This is a genomic window from Marinobacterium nitratireducens (assembly GCF_014645375.1).
Lineage (GTDB): Bacteria > Pseudomonadota > Gammaproteobacteria > Pseudomonadales > Balneatricaceae > Marinobacterium_A > Marinobacterium_A nitratireducens.
In genome coordinates this window covers 269,066-291,755 of the sequence record NZ_BMLT01000003.1, presented here as the reverse complement: position 1 = coordinate 291,755, position 22,690 = coordinate 269,066, and the positions used below count along the sequence as shown (strand labels likewise).

Here is a 22,690-nt window from a genome sequence, read left to right as displayed (position 1 = left end):
GCGTAACCTGTCACGCATCACCCGTAACGTTCGTTATTTAAGGAAAGACAATGACCGCGATTGACCAGACGCTGCTGGATAGCGTCGAGCAGATTGCGCGCGATGCAGGACGCGCAATCATGGAGATTTACGGGCGTGAGTTCAGCGTCGAGGAAAAGGAAGACAAGTCGCCGCTGACCGAGGCGGACGCCGCAGCGCATAAGCTGATCGTATCCCGTCTGCAGGAGCTGGCGCCGGATCTGCCGATCCTGTCGGAAGAGGATACGGCTGCTTTTGCAGGGCCTGACGGCGATGGTCGCTACTGGCTGGTGGATCCGCTGGATGGCACCAAGGAATTCATCAAGCGCAATGGCGAATTCACCGTGAATATCGCGCTTATCGAGAATGATACGGCGGTGCTGGGCGTGGTGTACGCGCCGGTGCTGGATGTGGCTTACCTCGGCCTTAAGGGGGCAGGAGCCTTCAAAGTTGACGCTGAAGGGCGACACCCGATCCGCGTCGCCGAACATGCGGACGGTGAGACCTGGCGGGTAGTGGGCAGTCGCTCCCACGCAGGCGCCGAAACCGCGGCCTGGCTGGAAAAGCTCGGTGAGCACGAAATGGTGTCGATGGGCAGTTCGCTAAAACTCTGCCTGGTGGCCGAGGGCGCGGCCGACGTCTACCCGCGTCTCGGTCCGACGTCACTCTGGGATACCGCTGCCGCCCAGGCGGTGGTCGAGCAGGCGGGCGGTTCCGTGATTCAGCTTGACGGTGAACCCCTCAGCTATGCCAATACGGCGCAGATTCTCAATCCGTACTTTATCGTGCACGGAAACAGTGCGCAGGACTGGTCGTCTTTTTCCGCAGGCTAGTCTCGCAGGCTTCATTCCCCCCCGGCCGGTTGGCGCCCTGTCGACCGGCTGTCATGGACAAATCATATCCGGGCACTATAGTGGTGCGTCTTAATCTGGCATTATGCTTGCTTGCCATTAATGGAAAGAATTTCTGCGCCTATCAGGTTTGTTGAAGGAAAGGATTGTAAATGCTGTCAAAAGTCGTGATTCCCGTTGCCGGCCTCGGCACCCGTGTACTGCCTGCAAGTAAGGCGATACCGAAGGAAATGCTGTCGGTGGTCGACAAGCCGGTGATCCAGCACGTGGTCGAAGAGGCGGTGGCCGCCGGGTTCAGGCAGATTATTTTGGTGACCCGCAGCGGCAAGTCGGCGATCGAAGATCATTTCGACAGCCACTACGAGCTCGAGGCCGAGCTTGACCGCAAGGGGAAGGTGGCGCTGCTGTCGTCGGTGAAAGAGATACTGCCTGCCGGCGTTGAAGTGATCTCGGTCCGTCAGCCTTTCGCGAAGGGGCTCGGTCATGCGGTTCTCTGCGCCGCGGGTGTGACCGGCGATGAGGACTTTGCCGTTATGCTGCCGGATATGCTGATCGACAACGATCGCGCCGGAGCCGATATGCAGGCGATGGTCGAACGTTACCGTGCCGGTGGTGCCGGTCAGATCATGGTCGAGGCGGTACCGCAGGAGCAGGTGGAGCGTTATGGTATCGTGGACTGCGGCGGTGCTGCGGTGAAGGCCGGAGCGGGAGCGCGCGTAACAGGTATGGTCGAGAAGCCGGCTCGCGATGAGGCGCCGTCGAATCTCGCGATCGTCGGGCGTTATATTCTGCCGGCACGGGTCATGGGCCTGCTGGAAGACACCCAGCCCGGCGCTGGCGATGAGATCCAGCTCACCGATGCGCTGGTCCGTCTGATTCAGGAAGCACCGCTCGAAGCCTACAGCATGACCGGCGATATCTACGACTGCGGTAACAAGGCCGGCCTTCTTCAGGCCAATGTGGCGCTCGGGTTGAAGCATCCGGAGACGGCGGACGCGCTGGCGGCTTTCCTGGCGAAACGTAGAACGTAATTATGAATATGGCCTGCGGGAGCAATGATTTGACGACTGATATCTGCTGGCAGGCGCTCAGCACCCATGCCGAGGCGCTGAAGCCGCGCCACCTGAAAGACCTGATGGCCGATGGCGGCCGTTTCCAGTCCCTGAGCTTCCGCCACGAAGGGCTGTTGCTGGATCTGTCGCGCCAGCGCATCGTACCGGAAACGCTGGAGCGGCTGATGTCGCTGGCGCAGGCGAGCGAACTGCCTGAATGGATAGCGGCGCTGTTTGCCGGCGAGCCGGTCAACGATACCGAGAAACGGCCGGCGCTTCATAGCGCCCTGCGTCTGCCAGAGAGTGCGTCACTGCAGTTGGAGGGCCAGGACCTGGTGCCCGAAGTGCATGCCAATCTGGCGCGCATGGCGGAGATGGTGGCTCAGCTGCATCAGCGGCAGTGGCGTGGTTACACCGGCGAGCCCATCGACACCGTCGTCAATATCGGTGTGGGCGGTTCGGACCTGGGTCCGGTGATGGCATGTCGGGCGCTTGCGGACTTTCAGCCGGAAGCGGCGCGGGGCCTGAGTATTCACTTCGTCTCGTCGATGGACGGCAGTCAGCTGGCGGGTCTGCTCGACAGGCTGAATCCGGCGACCACGCTGTTCATCGTTTCATCCAAGTCCTTCACCACCATCGACACGCTGGCGAATGCCGAAACCGCAAGGCGATGGCTCGCCGACGCCAGTGGCATGGCGGACGCTGTCCTGGTGCGTCGCCATTTCGTTGCGGTGACGGCGAGCCCGGAGAAAGCCGCGGCCTGGGGGGTGCCGGAGGACAATCAGCTGCATTTCTGGGACTGGACCGGGGGCCGCTACTCGCTGTGGTCCACGATCGGCTTTCCGATCGCGCTGAAAATCGGTATGGAGAATTTTCGCCGGATGCTCGCCGGCGCCCACGGTATGGACGAGCATTTCCGCACCGCGGAACTGGGTGAAAACCTGCCGGTGCTGATGGCGATGGTCGGAGTCTGGAACATCAACCTGCTCGACTACCACGCCCACGCGATTCTGCCTTATGACGGGCGCCTGGCCCACCTGCCGGCCTATCTCGAACAGCTGGAAATGGAGAGCAACGGAAAAAGCATCCGTCGCGACGGATCAGGCAGCGAACTGCGCACCTGTCCCGTACTCTGGGGCGAGGTCGGGCCCAATGCCCAGCATGCTTTCTACCAGTTGCTGCACCAGGGCACGGAGCCGGTGATGAGCGACTTTATCGTGCCGGTACGCCGCTACGAAGCGCAGAGCGAGACGTTGCAGCGTCAGCACCAGCTGGCACTGGCGAACTGTCTGGCCCAGGCGCGGGTACTGGCGCTCGGCGATGCCGCGCTGGATGCTGAACCGCCGACCCCCTGGCAGCAGTACAGCGGCAATCAGCCGAGCACTGTGCTGCTGCTCGACGAACTGTCGCCGGCAACCTTCGGCGCGCTGATCGCGCTCTACGAGCACAAGGTGTTCGTGCAGTCCGTGATCTGGGGTATCAACCCCTTCGATCAGTGGGGCGTGGAGCTCGGCAAGAAAATGGCGACGCGCATGCTTGAGGCGCTGGGGCAGGCGGATGGCGATCAGGGAATGGATCGGCCCACGGCCGGCCTGCTGGGCGAGATTCGCAGGCTCCGTGGCTGCGATGGCACTCGTGCTTCTAAAGGTGACAAGGGATGAAAATATCGGTTTGGGGCGACGAGCTGGCGGCCTGGGTGGTTGCGGCTCAGCTTTCCGCATTCGGCAATGAGGTGCAGCTTTGTGCCGGCGAGGTCTGGGGGCGGAGCGAGGCGGACAACTGCATCTATCCCAGCCACAAGAGCATTAGCGCAGAGCCCGGCTTAATGGCGTTGCTGGAGGAGGGCTATTCCTCGGGGCGGCTAAGTGCCGTCGGGGCCGAGGAGGCGCTGGGCGCTCCGGTGCACTGGCTGGCGATGGCGCCCGATCACGCCGATCAGGCCCTTGAGCTGGTCAAGCGGGTCGCGGGTGCAGGTGCTAGGCCGTGCCTGGTCGTCAATCAAAGCAATTTCGGTATCGGTGCCAGTGATCGGTTGCAGGCCTGCCTGGATCAGAGCGGCGGGCAGGCTGTCGTCTGCCTGCCCGATACGCTGCAGGAGGGTCGGGCGCTGGCGCAGTTCGGCGAACCCGACGCTCTGCTGGTGGGCTGCGAGGACGAGGGGGCCCGGCGCTGGCTAATGGGGCTTCTGAGACCATTCACTGGAGCGGTACGCCAGTTGCAGCTGATGTCGCGGCGCGAGGCGGAGTTCACCAAGTTCGCCGTGACCGGTATGCTGGCGTTGCGGCTTGGCTATATCAACGAGCTGGCCAACCTTGCGGACCTGCTCGGCGTCGATATCGAGGTGGTGCGCCAGGGTATGGCGACCGACGAGCGTATCGGTAGCCATTACCTGGCGCCGGGCTGCGGCTTCGGCGGCCAGCACTTTACCCAGTACATCGAGGGGCTTGCTGAGCTGCTGAGCGAAAAACGCCGCTCGAGCCTGCTGGAAACGGTGCTGGCCGAGAATCTGCGCCAGATGGAGCTGCCGTTTCGCAAGCTCTGGCAGCACTACGACTGCGAGCTGAAGGGTAAAACGGTTGCGGTCTGGGGGCTGGCGTTCAAGCCGGGCGTCGCCAGCATCGATAACGCGCCGGCACTTCGCAGCGTCGACGCGCTGCTGGCGCAGGGCGCCCGGGTTCGGCTGCATGACCCGGAAGCATTGCCGGAGGTCGAAAAACGCTACGGTTCAAACGAGAGTGTCAGCTATTGCCGCGATGCCTACGATGCGGTCGAGAGCGCCGATGCACTGCTGCTGCTAACGGAGTGGCCGGAGTACTGGTCGCCGGATTTCGAACGTCTGGCGCAGCGCATGAAGGCGTCGGTGATCGTGGATGGACGTAACGTCTATGATCCGGGCCTCGTACGCGAGTTTGGCTTCACCTATTACGGCATTGGCCGGGCATAAACCTTGGGTAATGGTTGCGTAGGAGCCCGCTCCGCGGGCGAATCGGGGCGGGTGCCGTACCTTGTTCGCTCACGGAGTGAGCTCCTACAGTCCGCGCCGTGCGAGCGGGTCGGTCATTGTGGCATCTGCCGTGCGTGAATTGCTGGCTGCGCTTGGGTAGGAGCCCGCTCCGCGGGCGAAGCGGTTGATGTGCCACCCGTCGTTCGCTCACAGAGTGAGCTCCTACAGGTGAAATCGTACGGTCGAATTGGTCATTGTGGTTTCGGCCGGGCCTGATGTACTTGATGGAGCGGTAACGCGTCACCCCTTAACGCGTCACCCGTAACGTATTTTGAAAAACGTATTCGAAAAGTGACAAAACTGACCTGTTTTAAAGCCTACGATATTCGCGGTCGTCTCGGCGACGAGCTGAACGAGGATATCGCCTACCGTATCGGTCGGGCCTATGCGCAGCAGCTGCAGCCGAAAACCGTGGTTGTCGGCGGCGATATCCGCGAAACGTCCGAAGCGCTGAAAATGGCGCTGTCCCGCGGCCTGCAGGACGGTGGCGTCGATGTGATCGATATCGGCATGGTGGGTACCGAGGAGATATACTTCGCCACCGTGCATCTGGACGTCGATGGCGGTATCGAGGTGACCGCCTCGCACAACCCGATCGACTACAACGGTCTCAAGCTGGTGCGCGAGGGCAGTCGTCCTATTTCCGGCGATACCGGTCTCAAGGAAATGCAGCGGCTGGCCGAAGAGCAGAGCTGGGGCGAGGTCGGTCATCGCGGCAGCTATAGCCAGCAGGATCTCAAGGATGCCTACGCGGCCAAGATGCTGTCCTACATCGACCCTGCCAATCTCAAGCCGCTCAAGCTGGTGGTCAACGCCGGCAACGGCGCGGCGGGTCCGGCGCTCGATGCGATCGAACGTAAGCTGCAGGCCGCCGGTGCGCCGATCGAGTTCGTCAAGGTGCACCACGAGCCGGACTCGACCTTCCCCAACGGCATTCCGAACCCGATCCTGGTGGAGAATCGCGCCCAGACCGCGGATGTGGTGCTCTCTCAAGGCGCCGATATGGGTATCGCCTGGGACGGGGATTTCGACCGCTGCTTCCTGTTCGACGAGAAGGGCCAGATGATCGAGGGGTACTACATCGTCGGCCTGCTGGCCGAGGCCTTCCTGCAGAAGCAGTCAGGGGCCCATGTCATTCACGACCCCCGATTGACCTGGAATACCATCGACCTGGTGCAGTCCGCCGGCGGGGTGCCGGTGCAGTCGAAAACCGGCCATGCCTTTATCAAGGAGCGCATGCGTCAGGAAGACGCCGTTTACGGTGGCGAGATGAGCGCGCATCACTATTTTCGCGACTTCGCTTACTGCGACAGCGGCATGATTCCGTGGCTGCTGGTGGCGGAGCTTGTCAGCCTCAAGGGGCAGCCGCTGTCGGAGCTGGTGGCCGAGCGCATTGCCGCTTTCCCGAGCTCGGGCGAGATCAACAGCAAGCTGGCAGACCCTGCCGCTTCGATCGAGCGCGTGCGCGAAGCCTTCGTCGGCGATGCGCTTTCTGTCGACCATACCGATGGCATCAGCCTTGAGTTCGAGAACTGGCGTTTCAATCTGCGCAGCTCCAATACCGAGCCGGTGGTGCGGCTGAACGTCGAGAGTCGCGCCGATGTATCCTTGATGCAGGAAAAAACCGCGAAAATCCTCGAATTGCTGCGCCAGTGAGAGGAAACACCCGGTTGCCAGGGCAGGTGACCGGGGCGTTGCCGTCGCAAGCAAATCCATTCCTACAACGGGGTTAAGTTGTTACCATAGCGGTTTTGGTCCGCCCTTTCCTGGTGCGATTGTGATAGAGCCTGCTGGTCCGGCGCAGGCGTCAGCTTAGTATAAGTTAGGGATTTTTATTTTGCGTCGTAGTAAGGAAAGTATTGCCATCGTTGGCATGGCATTCCGACTTCCCGGAGATCAGTCCAGATCGGATGAGTTCTGGCAAGCACTGAAAGAGGGCAGAGATCTGGTTGGCGAGATCGACGAAAGTCGCTGGTCGAAGTCCGCCTACTACCATCCGCGCAAGACCGAATCCGGTAAAAGCTATGTATGGGCTGCCGGGGTTTTGTCGCGCATCGAGGAATTCGATGCCGAGTTCTTCGGTATTTCACCGCGCGAAGCCAGTCAGATGGACCCGCAGCAGCGCATGCTGCTGGAATTGTCCTGGGAGGCACTGGAAGACGGTGCCCAGAATCCGGCGCGTCTGGCCGGCAGTGACTGTGCCGTTTATGTCGGCGTGGCCGGCACCGATTTCCAGAACCGGCGCATCGACGACCCGGCGCTTGCCGATTCCTACACCATGACCGGTGCGGTCGGCAGTATCGCCTCGAACCGCATTTCCTATGTCTTCGACCTCCACGGTCCGAGTATGTCGGTGGATACCGCCTGCTCCTCGTCGCTGGTGGCGCTGCATCAGGCCTGCCGATCGATCTGGGAAGGCGAAGCCTCGAGCGCCCTGGTCGGTGGCGTCAATCTGCTGCTGCACCCGTTCCCCTTCGTCGGCTTCTCCCGCGCCTCCATGCTGTCGCCGGATGGCCGCTGCAAGACCTTCGACGAGACCGGCAACGGCTACGTGCGCTCCGAAGGCTGTGCGGTGTTCTACCTCAAACCTCTGAAGGATGCCGAACGCGATGGCGACCCGATCCATGCGGTGATACTCAACACCGGGGTCAACTCCGACGGTCGCACCAATGGCATCACGGTGCCGAGCAGCGAAGCGCAGGCCGACCTGCTGCGTCGTGTCTATGGCGAGATCGGTCTGTCGCCGTCGGAACTCACCTATCTCGAAGCCCATGGTACCGGCACCTCGGTCGGCGATCCGCTGGAAACCCGTGCGCTGTCCGAGGCTCTGGCGAAGGCACGAGGCGAAGGCAATCCGCTGTTGATCGGTTCGGTCAAGAGCAACGTCGGTCACCTCGAGACCGCGTCCGGCATGGCCGGGATGGTCAAGGTGATCAACTGCATCGAGCGCCGCGCGCTGCCGCCGACCATTCATCTTCATAACCCGAACCCGAAGATCCGTTTCGACGAATGGAACCTGAAACCGGTTCGTGAATATACCGAAATTACCGGCGACCAGCGTCTGGTCATGGGTATCAACTCCTTTGGCTTCGGTGGCGCCAACGCCCATGCGGTGCTGGCGGAGTATCGGGCTGCCGGCGAAGTGGCGAGCCCGATCGTAGGAGCGGCGGCCCGCCGCGAAGGATTGCCGCCGCTGCTGCTGAGTGCGCGCAACGACGAAGCGCTGGCGCAGCAGGCGGCGCAACTGGCGCAGTTCCTGCGCGAGCCGCAGATCTCCTATTACGACCTGGCCTGGACCCAGGCCCGTCGTCGCCAGTTGTTGCCCAAGGCCGCCGCTGTGGCCGGCAGCAGCGTCGATGAGATCCTGCAGTCGCTGGAACAGCTGGCGGCGGGGGAAGCTGCCTCCGGCGTTTTCGCCGGCGACAACCTGTCGCAGGATCTGCCCGTAGCGCTGGTGTTTTCCGGCAACGGCTCCCAGTGGGTCGGCATGGGACGCGAACTGCTCGAACGCGAGCCGATGTTCGCCGCCGCCGTCGACGAAGTCGACGTGCTGCTCTCGGCCTACACGGATCTCAGCATTCGCCAGACTTTCCAGTCCGACGCCGGTGATCTCTACGACGAAACAGAGATCGCGCAGCCGGCGCTGTTCGCGCTGCAGGTCGGTCTGACCCGCTACCTGCAGGCGAAGGGCGTGCGTGTCAGCGCAGTGCTTGGCCACAGTGTCGGCGAAATCGCCGCCGCCTGGGCCAGTGGCGCGCTGAGCCTGGCGGACGCCGTCCACGTCATCTTCGAACGCAGTGCAGCCCAGGGCACGACCCGCGGCCGCGGTCGTATGGCGGCTGCCTCGATGCCGGCCGACGAGATGCAGGCGCTGATCGACGAGCTCGACCTTGGCGGCAAGGTCGAGATTGCCGGCATCAACAGCCCCGGCGCCGTGACGCTGGCAGGTCCCCTGGCTGCGCTCGAGGCGCTTTCGGATGTATTCGAGCAGCAGGGCAAGTTCTTCCGCCTGCTGGATCTCGATTATGCCTTCCACAGCAAGCAGATGGACCCGGTGCGCGGCCGGGTGCTGGAGCGCCTGGCCAATCTCGAGCCCGGCGCCACGTCGCTGCGCTACATTTCCACCGTGACCGGTGCGGAGCTTTCGGGCGAGTGCCTCGGCGCCGAGTACTGGTGGGACAATATCCGCCAGCCGGTGCGCTTTGCCGATGCCGTCGAGTCGCTGATCGACGACGGCATTCAGCTGTTCATCGACGTTGGCCCGCATCCGATCATGCGCGGCTACATCAACGAGTGCCTCAAGGCCCGGGATATTCCCGGCCGCGTGGTGACCACGCTGCAGCGGCGCGCCAAGGACGACCTGTACAGCCTCGACAACGCCGTGTTCGGTGCCTGGCTCGCCGGTGCCGAGATGGATCTGGAGCGCTATTTCCCGCGGCCGGGCACACCGGTGCGGCCGCCGGCCTATCCGTGGCAGCGCGAGCGTCACTGGTATGAGGAAACCGGCGAAGGCTACGACCTGATCAACCGGCAGCTCGAACATCCGCTGCTGGGCTTTCGTATCAAGCGCGGCGAGGCGGTGTGGGAAAACGTGCTCGATACCACCCTGGTGCCCTACCTGGCCGACCACGTGGTCGGCAGCGCCGTGGTCATGCCCGCCGCCGGCTATGCCGAAATGGCGCTGGCGGCCGGTCGCGCCTGGTTCAGCACCGAGGAAGCACCGGCGGAGGCCTTCGAGCTCGAGGGCCTCGAAATCCGCGCGCCGCTGGTATTCGAGCAGGACCACCTCAAAGCGCTGCGCTTCGAGTTCTATCCCAAGGACGGCAGCTTCACCATCCAAAGCCGGGTGCGCCTGAGCGACGACCCCTGGACGCTGCACGCCGTCGGTCGTCTGACCGGCACGCCGGCCTACAACCCGCAGACCCGCCTCGACCTGGCAGCGCTGAAGGCGCAGGCAAGCGGTCGCATCAGCGGTGAGCAGCACTACCGTCTGGCCGATGCGGTCGGACTTGCCTACGGGCCTCAGTTCCAGGGCGTTGCCGATATCTGGACCCAGGGGCTCGGCGCGCTAGCGCGCCTGGAACTGCCGACCCTTGTTGCGGATGAGCTGGAGCGCCATGTATTGCACCCGGGCATCCTCGACGCCTGCTTCCAGGTGCTGGTAGGTATTTTCAGCAATGAAGACGAGGCGGGGCTGAACTCGGCGCTGATTCCGGTACGTGTCGACCGGTTGCGCGTCTACGGTGATTGCCGAAACATCAGCCACTTCAGCGCCGAGGTGCTCAAGCAGAGCCCGCGCTCGGTGCTGACGACCTTCAGGCTGACCGACGACGCCGGTCAGGTGCTGGCAGAGGCTGAAGGCTGTCGCTTCCGCGCAGTGAATTTCAATCAGGATCATGGCCTGCCGGCGACCTATCGCTACAGCGCACGGTTGCTGCAGCCGCTTGCCAATCCGGAACTGGCGCCGCTGTCCGACATTATCGCCGCAGCCGGCGCTGCACTGGCGCCGATGTCAGGCGGACGCCAGCGCCATTTCGGCGAGGTCGAGCCGCTGTTCGCCATTCTGGTCAGTGCCTATGTCTACGAAGCGCTGCAGCAACTGGCTGGTTTCGACCACACCTTCACCCTCGACAGTCTGGTACAGCGGGCCGAAATCGCCGAAGCCCAGCGCCCGGCTCTGCAGCATTTCCTGCAACTGCTCGAAGATGACGGCCTGCTGGAGCAGGTCGACGGCAACTACCGCCTGCAGCACAACGATGACTGGCCGGCGGCGGAACAGCTTTGGCTGGCGCTGCTCGGCGATTATCCGGCGTACCTGCCGGAACTGCTGCTGCTGGGGCGCTGCGGTCTGCATTTGCCGCAGGTATTGCGCGGCGAATGCGATGCAACCACGCTGCTGAATCCGAGCAAAGGCAGCAGCCTGCAGGATCATCTGGCCGATTCGGCGCAGTCGATCACCGGTCTGCAGCAGACGGTGCTGGCCGCGGTACGGGCGCAGCTTTCCTCCTGGCCTGCCAACCGGCGACTGCGCGTTCTCCAGGTTGGCGGCGGTGCCGGCGCACTGGCGCGCAGTCTGGTTGCCCTGCTGCCGGCCGAGCGTACCGAATTCCTGTTCACCGATGCCGACGAATCGCTGCTGTCGCGCGCCGAAGCGGAGCTCAGCGCTCATGCCTTCGTCGACTTCGCATTGTTCGACCCGACCCAGCCTGCGGCCGATCAGGCCGAAGTCGCCTCGCGCCGTTTTGACCTGATACTTGCGACCGGCGGGCTGCATCAGGCCGATGACCTCTCTGCCTGTCTGGCCGGTCTCGGCTCGCTACTGGTAGACGATGGTCGCCTGCTGCTGGCCGAACAGGCGCCGACCCGTGTCAGCGATCTTACCGAGGGGCTGGTGCCGGGCTGGTGGTATGAAGAGACGAACGGCAAGCAGGTTTCGCGCCTGATGAGCGCCGGTCAGTGGCGCAAGGCGCTGGCGGCAAGCGGCTTCGAGCCCTCTCAGGTGCTCGACGAGCCGGCCGCGGACGGCCATGGTGGCTTTGTTCTGCTCGCCGAACGCCCGAGCTCGATGGATGCCGGCAATTTGCAGCACAGCGAGGCTGAACCGGCGGCTGAGCCGCAAGCGCAGCGCTGGTTGCTGCTGGCCGATGAGAATGGTCTTGCCGAGGCCCTGGCCGAGGCTCTGCGCGGAACCGGGCAGCAGGTGATACTGGCCCGCGCCGGGGAGCGTTACGCCATCGAAGCCGGTGAATTCCGCTTCGACCCGCTGTCGGTTGACAGTACCGAGCAACTGCTCGACGCCGTCGCCGCCACCGGAGGCTGCGACCAGGTCGTGCAACTGATGGGGCTGCAGGCCGAAGAAGCGCCGCCAGAGCGGCTGCTGGCGCTGCAGCAACGTCGCTGCGGCACGGTGCTGTCGCTGTTACAGGCGCTGGAGCGCGTGTCCTGGTCGCAGCCGCCGCATCTGGCGCTGATTACCGCAGGTGCCGCGCTTTGCGACGATATCGACGGCGAAGTCCGTGCGCTCGAGGTCAAAGCCGGGCAGGCGCCGCTCTGGGGTCTTGGTCGGGTGCTGATGAACGAGCATCCGGAACTGGGTGCCCGGCTGGTCGATCTCGACGGCGACGATCTGGCGGCCTTGATGCCGGCGCTCGCGCAGACCCTGGTGAGCGAAAATCGGGAGGATGAACTGCTGCTCAGTGCCGATGCTCTCTACTGTCTGCGCATCGAGCCGTTGCCGGGCAACGCATCCGATCAGGACGTTATTGAAGAGGTGAAACTCGATTTCGCCGAGCCGGGCCCGCTCAAGCATCTGAAGTGGTTCCCGATGGCGCGTCAGGCGCCGGCGCCCGGTGAAGTCGCGGTGCGTCCGCTCGCCAGCGGCCTCAATTTCCGCGACGTCATGTACGCCATGGGGCTTTTGTCCGATGAGGCGGTGGAAAACGGCTTCTCCGGTCCGACGCTGGGTATGGAGTTCGCCGGTGAGGTGGTCGAGGTCGGGGAGGGTGTCAGCGAGTTCCGCGCTGGCGACCAGGTCATGGGCTTTGCCTCGGCCTGCTTCAGCACCCGGGTGGTGACGCCGGCCGGGGCGCTGGCGAAGCTGCCGGAAGGCTGGAGCTGCGCCGAGGCCGCCACGGTGCCGACGGTGTTCGTCACCGCCTGGTACGCGCTGGATCATCTGGCGCGGCTGCAGCCGGGCGAGCGCGTGCTGATCCACGGTGGCGCCGGCGGTGTCGGTATCGCCGCGATCCAGATAGCCCGCTACCTCGGCGCCGAGGTGTTTGCCACCGCGGGCTCGGACGAGAAGCGCGACTTCCTGCGCCTGATGGGTGTCGATCATATACTCGATTCCCGCAGCCTCGCCTATGCCGACCGGATCATGGAACTGACCGGCGGCGAGGGCATCGACGTGGTGCTCAACTCGCTGGCGGGGGAAGCGATCACCAAGAACCTGGCGATCATGCGTCCGTTCGGTCGCTTCCTCGAGCTTGGCAAGCGCGACTTCTACGAAAACAGCAAGATCGGCCTGCGTCCGTTCCGCAACAACATTTCCTACTTCGGCATCGACGCCGATCAGCTGCTGATCGAGCGCGCGGACCTGAGCGTGCGGATTTTCCGCGAGGTGATGGAACGCTTTGCCGAGGGCGCCCTGCGTCCGCTGCCGCACCGGGTGTTCCCGGCCGCACGCGCGGGCGATGCTTTCCGCTACATGCAGCAGTCGAAGCAGATCGGCAAGATCGTCATCGGCTTCGACGAGCGACCGCAGCTGTCCGAACAGCCGCAGCGGCAGCTGCCGGCGCTCGGCCTCGATGCCGATGGTTGCTACCTTGTCACCGGTGGCCTGAGCGGCTTCGGCCTGCGCAGCGCCTGCTGGCTGGCCGAGCAGGGGGCGCGCCACCTGGTGTTGCTGAGTCGCAGCGGGATGCGGACCGAAGAGGCGTCGGCGGCGATCGCCAAGCTCGAGGCCGACGGCGTGCAGGTGACGGTCGAGGCGCTGGACGTCACCGACCGCGCAGCCCTGCAGGTGCTGTTCGCGCGCTTTGGCGCCACTCTGCCGCCGCTCAAGGGGCTTATCCACGCCGCGGTGGTGTTCGAGGACGGACTGCTGCGCAACATGAGCCGGGAGAGCCTTGCCCGGGTGCTGGAGCCCAAACTGCTCGGCGCGCTGCACCTGCACGAGCTGACCGCAGACCTTGCGCTCGACTTCTTCGTGCTGTATTCCTCGGTAACGACCTATTTCGGTAATCCGGGACAGGCCAACTACGTTGCCGCCAACGCCTATCTCGAGGCGCTGGCGCGCAAGCGCCGCGCGGCGGGGCTGCCAGGGCTCTATGTGGCCTGGGGCGCGATCGACGATGTCGGCTTCCTAGCCCGCAACGAGGATATCAAGGAGGCGCTGCAGTCGCGCATGGGCAGCGAGGCGCTGACCTCCGCCGAGGCGTTGAAGATGCTGCAGCTGCTGCTGGCGCAGGATTGCGCCGGTGCGGCGGTGATGGATTTCAGCTGGCGCGATATGCAGCGCCTGATGCCGTCGGCGCAGGCGCCGAAGTTCGATCTGCTGCGGCGTCTGGACGCGCGCAGCGGCGAGGACGACGAGGACAGCGACGATATCCGCAGTCAGATCGTCGGCATGACGCCGGAGCAGGTGTCGGAGCTGGTCAGCGGGCTGCTGTGCGACGAGATCGCCCAGATCCTGCGTCTGCCCGCCGAAAAAATCGACTTGAAACAGTCAGTGCTCGAGCTTGGCATGGATTCGCTGATGGGCGTCGAACTGGCGCTGGCGATCGAAGGCCGCTTCGGTGTCAGCATGCCGGCGATGGCGCTGTCCCAGGGGCCGACCATCGCCCGCATCACCGAGCGCATCGTGGCGCAGCTGTGCCATGACGACGACGCCGGCGGTCGCGATTCCGGCGCCGATGCGGCGAGTCAGGTGGCGCGGATGGAGGAACGCCATGCGTCGACCTTCTCCGACGAGGAGGCTCAACGCATTGCGGCGGCGCTGGAAAAAGGATCTTCCGATGTGAGGCTTGTACAATGAACAAACTCAACAAGGGCCTTTTCGGCTTGAGTGGCAAGGCCAAGGAATCGCTGATCCAGAAGGCTCTGGAAAAGCGCAGCGCCCGTGCCGCCGAAAACGACGCGGCCGAGGCGCCGCGCCGCTCGGCTTTTGGCACTCGCAAGTCGGTGTCCGACGACCTCTGCCGTTTCGACAAGCTGCCGGGTTACAAGGAGCTGCTGGTGCAGAAGCTGGCGGCGGACGAGCTGAAGATCGACAACCCGTTCTTCCGTCTGCACGACGGCATTGCCTCGGCGACGTCGGTGGTGAACGGTCAGGCCTGCATCAACTTCTCCAGCTACAACTATCTGGATCTCAGCGGACACCCGCGCATCTCCGGTGCCGCCAAGGCGGCCATCGACCAGTACGGCACCTCGGTGTCGGCGAGCCGGCCGGTGTCCGGGGAGCGCCCGGTGCAACGCGATCTCGAGCAGGCGCTGGCGCGGATCCACGGCACCGACGACGCCGTGGTCTTCGTCAGCGGACACGCCACCAACGTGACCTCAATCGGCTACCTGTTCGGGCCCAAGGACCTGGTGCTGCACGACTCGCTGATTCACAACAGCGTGCTGCAGGGTATCCAGCTGTCGGGGGCTTTCCGTCTGTCCTTCCCGCACAACGACTGGCAGGCGCTGGAGCAGCTGCTGGAGCAGCGCCGTCACGAGTTCGAGCGTGTGCTGATCGTGGTCGAGGGTATCTACAGCATGGATGGCGACCATCCGGACCTGCCGCGTTTCATCGAACTGAAGAAGCGCCACAAGGCGTTCCTGATGGTCGACGAGGCGCACTCGGTCGGCGTGATGGGCGCGCGCGGACATGGTATCGCCGAGCACTACGGCATTGCCGGTGACGAGGTCGATATCTGGATGGGTACCCTCAGCAAGTCCTTGTCCGGCTGCGGTGGCTACATCGCCGGCGAGCAGGCGCTGATCGATCATCTCAAGTTCTCCGCGCCGGGCTTTTTGTACAGCGTCGGCATCCCGGCGCCAATGGCGGCGGCGTCGCTCGAAGCGATCCGGGTCATGGAAGAGGAGCCCGACCGGGTCTCCCGCCTGTGCGAGCGCAGCCGCTATTTTCTCGAGCGTGCGCGTGAAGCGGGGCTGGATACCGGTCGCAGCGCCGGCTATTCGGTGGTGCCGATCCTGTGCGGCAGCTCGATCAAGGCGGTGCGTCTGTCCAACATGCTGCTCAAGCGTGGCATCAACGTGCAGCCCATCGTCTACCCGGCGGTCGAGGAAAAGCTGGCGCGCCTGCGCTTCTTTATCAGCTGCGCCCACACCGAGGAGCAGATCGACGCGACGGTGCAGGCGATCGTCGAAGCCCAGCACCAGATCTGACCTTGCGGGTCGTTCTCTGCAGCCACTCGAGCCTCTATTCGAGTCGGGTGCTCGAAGCGCTGCTGGCGGCGCCCGGTGTCGAGCTGGTCGGTATCGTCAACTCGACCCGGGTGCTGACGGCGCGGGGCGCGCCTGCTCAGGATATCGCCCGCCTGCTGCGGCGTTCGGGACTGCGTTACGCGCTGCATCTGTGGCTGGCGACGTCCGCTTACGAACTGCTGGCGCCGCGCCGCCGGCTGCAGGCCCGTGCCCGGACTCTGGGTGTCCCGGTCCTCGACACCCCTGATATCAACGCGGCAGAGGGGCTCGACTTCGTCCGCGAACTCGCGCCCGACCTCTGCCTCTCGGCCTATTTCAACCAGATCGTCAGACCGCCTTTACTGGGGTTGCCGCGACTCGGTTGCATCAATATTCACCCGTCACTTTTGCCGCACAACCGCGGCGTCGATCCGCTGTTCTACGCCCGTCTGCGTGGGGAGACCGAAGGCGGCGTGACGGTGCATAGGCTAGATGCCGAGCTCGATACCGGGCCCATCCTGCGCCAGCGTACCTGCGAGCTGGATCACGGCGAGAGCCTGATGGCCGGTTACGACCGTCTCTTCCGCCTGGGCGCTGAGCTGGCGGTTGAGGCGATAGCCGAATTGGAAGCCGGCGCCACCGGCAGGGCGCAGCAGGGCGAGGGCAACTACGACGGCTGGCCGGGCCGGGAGGATACCGCGCGGGTGCGCGGCCTGCTGGGCCTTAAGGATTACCTGAGAACGGTACGCCGCCCGTAGGAGCGGCGCCTCGCCGCGAAAGGCGATTTGGTTCGCTGGGAGGCGCGGCTTGTATGGGTGTTATCAGGCGCTCGAACCGTTTTCGTAGGAGCGGCGCCCGGCCGCGAACCGGCACTCCGTGCCTGCTGAAACCAATCGATCTGTAATGCGATCGATATGATGGGTCCGCGATGCTTGGCCCGCGAGGTATAAGGTGAGCCCGTGGCAGTGCATCGCTTGACCCATCCTACCCGGTCGGATGCATTTTTGCCCCGTCGTGATGTAGCGTCGTAGGTTCGGTCTAGGCCGAAGACCTTAACCCAACGACCCGTGCCAACCGAAACCAGTCGATCTGCAATACGATCGATATGATGGGTTCACTGCCTTACGCCAGGTGCTGTCGTTGGCGCAGGTCGCGATGGCGGCTCAACCCATCCTACCGGCTGCAAACCCCACCGCGAATTGGAGCGATTAGGCGTCGATACCCTTGTTCGCCGCTGCGGCGAGAGCCGCTTCCACCGCGAAGTCGCCGGCGCGCTGTACCGTGTCGAGCTCGATATACTCGGCGATATCGTTGGGGCGGTGGTAGTTGCGCGGCACCTGGTTGGCTTCCAGCGATACCAGCGACAGCGCCTCGTAGCCCCGTCTTGCCGGGACGCGGGCATCGGTGCCGATCATCAGTTCGACCGGCGTGATGGGACCCTGGACGGTGGACCCGGCAATGCGGGCGGCGAAGGCGTTGGACGCGTTGGAGTAGTGGGTCTTCTTGCTGGCGCCTTCGTTCAGCGCGTAGTGCAGGTGGCTACTGCCGACGCTCTCGAAGTTGATGAAGTAACAGCGCTGCTTCGGCCAGTCCGGGTGCCGGTTCATGAACGCCTGCATACCGCGGCTGCCGATCTCTTCGGCGCCGGTGGCGACGACCCAGAGTTCGGTATCCTCCGGGAGCGTCCGGTTCAGCTTCTCCGCAGCCTGCAGCATCGCAGCGACCGCCGAGGCGTTGTCGTTGGCGCCAGGGGTGGTTTTCGCCAGTGCCCACTGCAGCCCCAGAGCGCATACGACCAGCAGCGCCAGACCCATCAGCCAGCGGGCGATGGTCAGTGGCAGCGACTGCGGAAACAGCAGCGACAGCGCCAGCAGCACCACCGCCACGATTGCCAGGCGCACCGGGATGCTGTTCGGCCCCCTGGGCGGCTTGCCGCGGTTCTTGGCCGTGGCGCGGGTGGCGAAGGTATTGGCCATCCAGGGATGGAAGATCAGTCCGGCCTGGTTGGTGTCGATATGGGCCGAGAGAATGATGCGGTACGGGTTCTCGCCCCTGGCCGGACGCCGGCCGACGGCGTTGACCGAGCGGATGCCGGGTAGCAGGGCGCCGATATTGAGCCAGCGCGGGCCGCGGATCGACCAGGCTGCGAGCAGCACCAGCAGGGTACCGGGCCAGCCCCCGAGCAGGCAGCCAATACCGGCCAGGAAGGTATGCAGCGCCAGCAGGTAGCCGGAGCGGCCCGAACGTTTCGGTGGGCTGAAGGTCTCGGTATCGACCTGCGGCAGGCCAAGCTCGCGCATCCAGCCGGCAACCAGCTCGGCGCTCTGGCGCTCGCCCGGAGAGCCGGCGAAGCGCTGCGGCACCGATTCCAGTCCCTTGATCCAGTCGAACAGGCGCTGATGGGCGGCGCTTCGGGGTTGTCCGTTGACGGCCCGGTTCATACGCAAAGCTCCTTTTGCCGCTGCGTGGCCCGCAGCATCATGCCCGGCAGATCCTCGACCGAGGCCTCCTGAGGCCCGGTGCGCTCGTCGATATCGGCGCCGGCCGACCAGACCAGATAGTCGGTGGTCGGGTCGTCGTAGTCGCGTGCCTGGTAGATATCCGGCATTCCCGGTACGTGGTCGCCATACCAGGCCAGCACCGCTTGCGGGTCCCGTTCGGCGAGGTAGTCGCTCAGGCGCTCGAGCATCCGGTCGGCGTTGCGTAGGTGGCGCAGGTAGATCGCAAGATTGTCGTCCGAGGCGTCGGTTTCAGTGCTGAAAAAGGTCGCGCGCTCGGCCGCCGTGACGCTTTCGAGATGCAGCGGGCCGTGGTTTTCCATGGTGATGGCGAAGATGAACAGCGGTTGGTCGCTGGTGGACAGTTCCTCGAGGATACGGTCGCAGACCGCCTCGTCGGATACGTAGGGGCCGAAACGCCGGGCTTCCCTGAAACTGCGGATATCGATGAATTCGTCGAAGCCGAGCTGCGGGTAAATGCGGTGGCGGGCAAAGAATTTCACCGGATAGGGGTGAATGCAGATGCAGCGATAGCCCTGACGCCTGAGCTGGGCCGCCAGGGAGTCGATACCGCCCTCGGCAAGCCGGTTGCGATAGAAGCGCAGCGGATCGAAGCGGCCGAAGCCGAGACTGGCGTTGGCCCGGCCGGAAAGAAAAGCGAATTCGCTGCGCATGGTGTAGGCGCCCCAGGCCGGCACCCTCAGGCGGCCAGAGGCCGCCGCTTCGCGCTTCAGCCGGTCGAAACAGCCGAGGATCGATGGCCGGATGCGGCTGTCGAGGCGGCGGGCGTCGAAGAAGGACTCGCTTTGAATAGCGATCAGGTTGGGGCGTCCGTCCGCGACCGGCAACGGCGGCTGCGATGCGACCGGCTCGATTCGGCTCTGGGCGGCGTAGATCGCCAGCATCGGCAACAGGCCGTAACGTTGCATGTCGGATTCGGGGATCAGGCTGACTTCCCTGCGCCGCGCCGGGGCAATGATTAGCGGGATCAGCACTGCCAGCCCTGCCAGCGCGAGCAGGCGGTCGGTGAGCGCCGTACTCCACAACAGGGCGCTTGGCGCTTCGAGCAGCAGCCCGCCGGTCAGGGTCGCCGATATTGCCAGCGTGCCGATCAGCGCCGGGCCTATGCCGACGAAGGGCAGGTAGAGGCGCGGGAAACGGATGGCCTGCGAGTACAGCGCAAAATCAGCGTGTACCAGGGGCTCGCGCAGAAACCGGTACTTGGCGTTATTGACGATCAGTACCACCAGCTGGGCGCAGAGGGCGATCAGCAGTGAAAAGCAGAAACGCCGGGTTAGCGCGTAGGCGACCAGGAAGAGGGCGGCCATGATCAGCAGATGCAGGCCCGGCGCTGCGAAAGCGCTGTGTCGCGGATTGCAGAAGCGCCCGAGGTTGAACGAGAGCAGCAGCGAGGTGATCAGGAGGATAACGTCTGTCAGGGTCATCGGTCGAAACTGTCAGCGACTACGCCCGTAGCTCAGGCGTTGCAGTATGAAATCGGCGCAACCTGCCGGCAGCAGGGTCAGCATCCAGGTGCCGAAATTGAGCGGAAACGGAAACGAAATGCGCGCCCGGTTGCGTGCCAGGCCGCGCTGAATGATTGCGGCGGCCTGGTCGCTGCTGACCAGGAACGGTTTGCTGCCGGGAAAGCGGCGGCTCATTTCCGACTCGACGAAACCGGGGCAGATCACCGAAACACCTACGCCGTCGGCGGCAACGAGACCGCGCAGCGCCTCGCCGTAAGCCTTGACCGCAGCCTTGCTGGCGCAGTAGGCGGGGGTAATTGCCATGCCGCGGTAGCCGGCGAGCGAACTGACCAGCGCGATCTGGCCGTGACCGCGCCGACGCATCGGGCCGACCAGCGGAATGACCGTAGCCAGGGCGCTGTCGACGTTGATCGCCAGCAGGTCGCGGGTATCGTCCCAGCTTTCCTCTTCGCCGTTGGGGCCGACATTGAGGGTGCGACCGGCATTGGCGATGACCAGGTCGATTGCCTCATCGGCGTCACATTGCGCAACCCACTGCTGCAGGCGCGCAATATCGGTAACATCCAGCACCTTGGCTTCGACCCGGGCGCCGCGGGCACGGCAGTCGCCGGCAACCGCTTCGAGGCGGTCCGGGTTGCGCGCGCACAGGCTGAGCCGAACGCCGCCACGGGCGTAGGCGCGGGCCAGGGCCGCGCCGATGCCGCCGCTGGCTCCCGTGATCAGCACGTGACGCGGGAGCTTCAGCTCTCCCATGCGGGCTCACCGGCGAAGTCGTCGACAGGTTCTGCAACCGGAATCGGTGCGCCCTGGGTCAGGCGCTGCACCGAGCCCTGAACCGCAAGCTCGATACCGCGCTGGTTGTAGAAGCCGCCGTTGAGCTGGGTGCGGTGGATGATGGTGTTGCGAAAGGCGTGGAACAGCTGCTTGTCCGGCCCCTGTTTCTGACGCCAGAAACTGTCGAGCGATCCCTGATGGGTCAGCCCGCGCATATTGTAGATGGCCTTGCCAAGCACCTGGGTGGGACGGCCGTGAAACAGCGCCGAAAGGCCGACCGTACTGTTGACGGTCACGACGCCCTTGGCGCTGTGCAGTAGCGTCGGTAAATGGCCGCCGTCGATAAAGAGCACGCGCCTGCCCAGACCGAGTTTGCCAGCCAGGTGTTCAATCAGCCTGCGATAATTGATCAGACCGTTGTCCAGCGGATGGTTCTTGATCACCAGCATCGCCCGTCGCGGCGCCTGCTCGGCGAAGGAGCGCATCACCTGAGCGATGGCGTCCGGCATACCGCTGAAATCCGAATGCACCTTGATCTGATAGTCGGAATTCAGCTGTAGCGGAAACAGGTAATAGGGGCGTTGCTCCGCGGTCAGGCGCTGGCAGATCTGACGGGCCCGGCGCTCGCGCCAGGGCAGGCGCGAAAAACGCTGTGCCCAGCCCAGATACTCGATGTGGCTGGCGTGCGGACGGTGGGTGCGGTATTCGGGATACAGTACCGGGTTTGCCAGGTTGCTGATGTGATAGGCCATATCCTGAATGGCGCGCACCTTCAGCGAGCCGCCCACCAGGTCGCCGTCGCCGTAATGGGCGATCTTCTCCGCTTCGCGCAGGTACCACTCCGGATCCTTCGGCAGGCTGGAGAAGCCATTGGTGCCGCCGGCTTCGAGCGTGATCCAGTTGGGACGGAAGTAGCCTTCTTCGTAAACATGGACCTTGATGCCGAGCGCCTTGAGCTGCTCGATGGCGCGTCGGTGCAGCGGCCGGCAGTCGCCGAACAGCAGCACCCGGTCGATACCGTGGCGTTCGACCAGGTCTGCGAGGAAGGCATCCCAGTGTTCGATGGGGCGGTCGAAGACGATATTCTGGGCACGGTTGCGGAACAGGGTGTCGCCGGTACAGAAGTTCACTTTGAAAACACGGTGTCCCTGTTCCAGCAGGGTATCGGCGAGACGAGCGAAAAACGGCGTCGCCGGTCCCTGGAGCAAAAGAAACGAAAGCCTTTTCATAAACGTGTGCTGGTGCCCGAAACACGATTCTGGAAAGGGCGATCATACCAGATTGCAGAGTCGAGATGGCGAGCGAATGGAATAAAATTCGCCGCCTTTCTCAGCCAAGCAGGCGCTCCTTGGCCTCGTTGATGCGTGCTGCCAGGTAGTCGCTGCCGCCCCGGTCCGGGTGCAGCTTTTGCATCAGACGGCGGTGTGCGTCGATGACCTCCTGATCGCTGGCGCCGGGCTTGAGGCCGAGGATGGCGTAGGCTTCCTGCTCACTAAGGGCGCCGCCGGATGCCGGCGCCGACTGCTGTTCGTCGCCGGGGTCGTCGTCGCGCCAGCGCTCACCGAAGCGCCGGTCGAGGTAGGCCTCCAGGAGACGCGCCGATTCGGCGTCCTGGCGCCGGCAGTATTGCAGGAGTTCGATGAATTCGGTCTCGCCGAGGTCACCCAGGCTGCGGCCGCTCAGGGGCCCCTGCAGCACGGTGCCGTGCATGACGCCACTGTCATGATCGAGGGTCATCTCCAGTACGGCGGTCTGAACACGGGAGCTGTTGCCGCCGGACTGCCGGGACTGCCTCTGGCCGTTGTACAGCCGCCTGAGGAACGGCAGGTAGCGCAGCAGCGGCACCAGGTAGCGTGAAAGCGGAAGCATCGCCGCGAACAATGCGCCGATCCAGTGCAATCGGCCACTGATGCTCAGGTAAAGCAGCAGCAGCGCCAGCATCAGGATCACCAGTTGCCACTTGGCGCGGCCCCGCTGTGATGCCGGGCGCGACTGTATCCATAGATAACCGGCAAGGGCGACCGCGCCCATGAGAATCAGACCGACGGGATTCAATGCATGCCTCTTAGGTTGCTTTCTGAAACGGGGAGTATAGGTG

At 64.2% G+C, this 22,690-nt stretch carries 13 protein-coding genes; 8 read left to right on the top strand and 5 right to left on the bottom strand.

From position 1 onward, the window contains the following. The first annotated feature begins 50 nt into the window (after positions 1–50). The 8 genes from cysQ to IEX85_RS06940 all read left to right on the top strand — a co-directional run bounded on the left by cysQ (position 51) and on the right by IEX85_RS06940 (position 16,591). A complete protein-coding gene (gene cysQ / locus IEX85_RS06975) occupies positions 51–851 on the top strand; it encodes a 3'(2'),5'-bisphosphate nucleotidase CysQ (RefSeq protein ID WP_188859828.1) in 801 nt (266 codons plus the stop codon). 170 nt (positions 852–1,021) lie between these two features. Then, entirely contained in the window at positions 1,022–1,900 is an 879-nt protein-coding gene (galU, locus tag IEX85_RS06970) for a UTP--glucose-1-phosphate uridylyltransferase GalU (protein ID WP_188859826.1), read from the top strand. 29 nt (positions 1,901–1,929) lie between these two features. Further along, a complete protein-coding gene (pgi, locus tag IEX85_RS06965; protein WP_229721821.1) occupies positions 1,930–3,582 on the top strand; it encodes a glucose-6-phosphate isomerase in 1,653 nt (550 codons plus the stop codon). Beyond that, positions 3,579–4,865, top strand: coding sequence for a UDP binding domain-containing protein (locus tag IEX85_RS06960; protein WP_188859824.1), 1,287 nt, complete (start codon positions 3,579–3,581; stop codon positions 4,863–4,865). The genes pgi and IEX85_RS06960 overlap by 4 nt, the downstream gene beginning before the upstream one ends. Before the next feature lie 351 nt (positions 4,866–5,216). Further along, a complete protein-coding gene (gene cpsG / locus IEX85_RS06955; protein WP_188859822.1) occupies positions 5,217–6,581 on the top strand; it encodes a phosphomannomutase CpsG in 1,365 nt (454 codons plus the stop codon). A 181-nt stretch (positions 6,582–6,762) separates the two neighbouring features. Beyond that, on the top strand, positions 6,763–14,460 hold the full coding sequence (locus tag IEX85_RS06950; protein ID WP_188859820.1) for a type I polyketide synthase: 7,698 nt from the start codon (positions 6,763–6,765) through the stop codon (positions 14,458–14,460). Continuing rightward, positions 14,457–15,815: an aminotransferase class I/II-fold pyridoxal phosphate-dependent enzyme gene (locus tag IEX85_RS06945; RefSeq protein WP_188859818.1), complete on the top strand. Its 1,359-nt coding sequence runs from the start codon at positions 14,457–14,459 to the stop codon at positions 15,813–15,815. The genes IEX85_RS06950 and IEX85_RS06945 overlap by 4 nt, the downstream gene beginning before the upstream one ends. Positions 15,816–15,817: 2 nt before the next feature. Then, positions 15,818–16,591 (top strand): methionyl-tRNA formyltransferase, encoded by a 774-nt coding sequence (locus IEX85_RS06940; RefSeq protein ID WP_188859816.1) that lies wholly within the window; start codon positions 15,818–15,820, stop codon positions 16,589–16,591. 450 nt (positions 16,592–17,041) lie between these two features. Here IEX85_RS06940 and IEX85_RS06935 read toward each other — a convergent pair whose 3' ends face one another. The 5 genes from IEX85_RS06935 to IEX85_RS06915 form a co-directional block, all read right to left on the bottom strand. Next, complete coding sequence (locus IEX85_RS06935; protein ID WP_188859814.1) at positions 17,042–18,274, bottom strand: M28 family metallopeptidase; 1,233 nt, start codon at positions 18,272–18,274, stop codon at positions 17,042–17,044. Further along, complete coding sequence (locus IEX85_RS06930; RefSeq protein ID WP_188859812.1) at positions 18,271–19,776, bottom strand: LTA synthase family protein; 1,506 nt, start codon at positions 19,774–19,776, stop codon at positions 18,271–18,273. The genes IEX85_RS06935 and IEX85_RS06930 overlap by 4 nt, the downstream gene beginning before the upstream one ends. 12 nt (positions 19,777–19,788) lie before the next feature. Beyond that, positions 19,789–20,571: an SDR family NAD(P)-dependent oxidoreductase gene (locus IEX85_RS06925; protein WP_188859810.1), complete on the bottom strand. Its 783-nt coding sequence runs from the start codon at positions 20,569–20,571 to the stop codon at positions 19,789–19,791. Further along, a complete protein-coding gene (locus IEX85_RS06920; RefSeq protein ID WP_188859808.1) occupies positions 20,559–21,821 on the bottom strand; it encodes a capsule polysaccharide biogenesis protein in 1,263 nt (420 codons plus the stop codon). Before IEX85_RS06920 ends, IEX85_RS06925 begins: the two co-directional genes overlap by 13 nt. A 100-nt stretch (positions 21,822–21,921) precedes the next feature. Next, a complete protein-coding gene (locus IEX85_RS06915; protein WP_229721820.1) occupies positions 21,922–22,647 on the bottom strand; it encodes a DnaJ domain-containing protein in 726 nt (241 codons plus the stop codon). Between the last annotated feature and the right edge of the window lie 43 nt (positions 22,648–22,690).

Coding starts and splice junctions, on each gene's coding strand:
- IEX85_RS06930 (WP_188859812.1), bottom strand. CDS start 19,776: ATGACCCTGACAGACGTTATCCTCCTGATCACCTCGCTGCTGCTCTCG.
- IEX85_RS06960 (WP_188859824.1), top strand. CDS start 3,579: ATGAAAATATCGGTTTGGGGCGACGAGCTGGCGGCCTGGGTGGTTGCG.
- IEX85_RS06935 (WP_188859814.1), bottom strand. CDS start 18,274: ATGAACCGGGCCGTCAACGGACAACCCCGAAGCGCCGCCCATCAGCGC.
- galU (WP_188859826.1), top strand. CDS start 1,022: ATGCTGTCAAAAGTCGTGATTCCCGTTGCCGGCCTCGGCACCCGTGTA.
- cysQ (WP_188859828.1), top strand. CDS start 51: ATGACCGCGATTGACCAGACGCTGCTGGATAGCGTCGAGCAGATTGCG.
- IEX85_RS06945 (WP_188859818.1), top strand. CDS start 14,457: ATGAACAAACTCAACAAGGGCCTTTTCGGCTTGAGTGGCAAGGCCAAG.
- IEX85_RS06925 (WP_188859810.1), bottom strand. CDS start 20,571: ATGGGAGAGCTGAAGCTCCCGCGTCACGTGCTGATCACGGGAGCCAGC.
- IEX85_RS06920 (WP_188859808.1), bottom strand. CDS start 21,821: ATGAAAAGGCTTTCGTTTCTTTTGCTCCAGGGACCGGCGACGCCGTTT.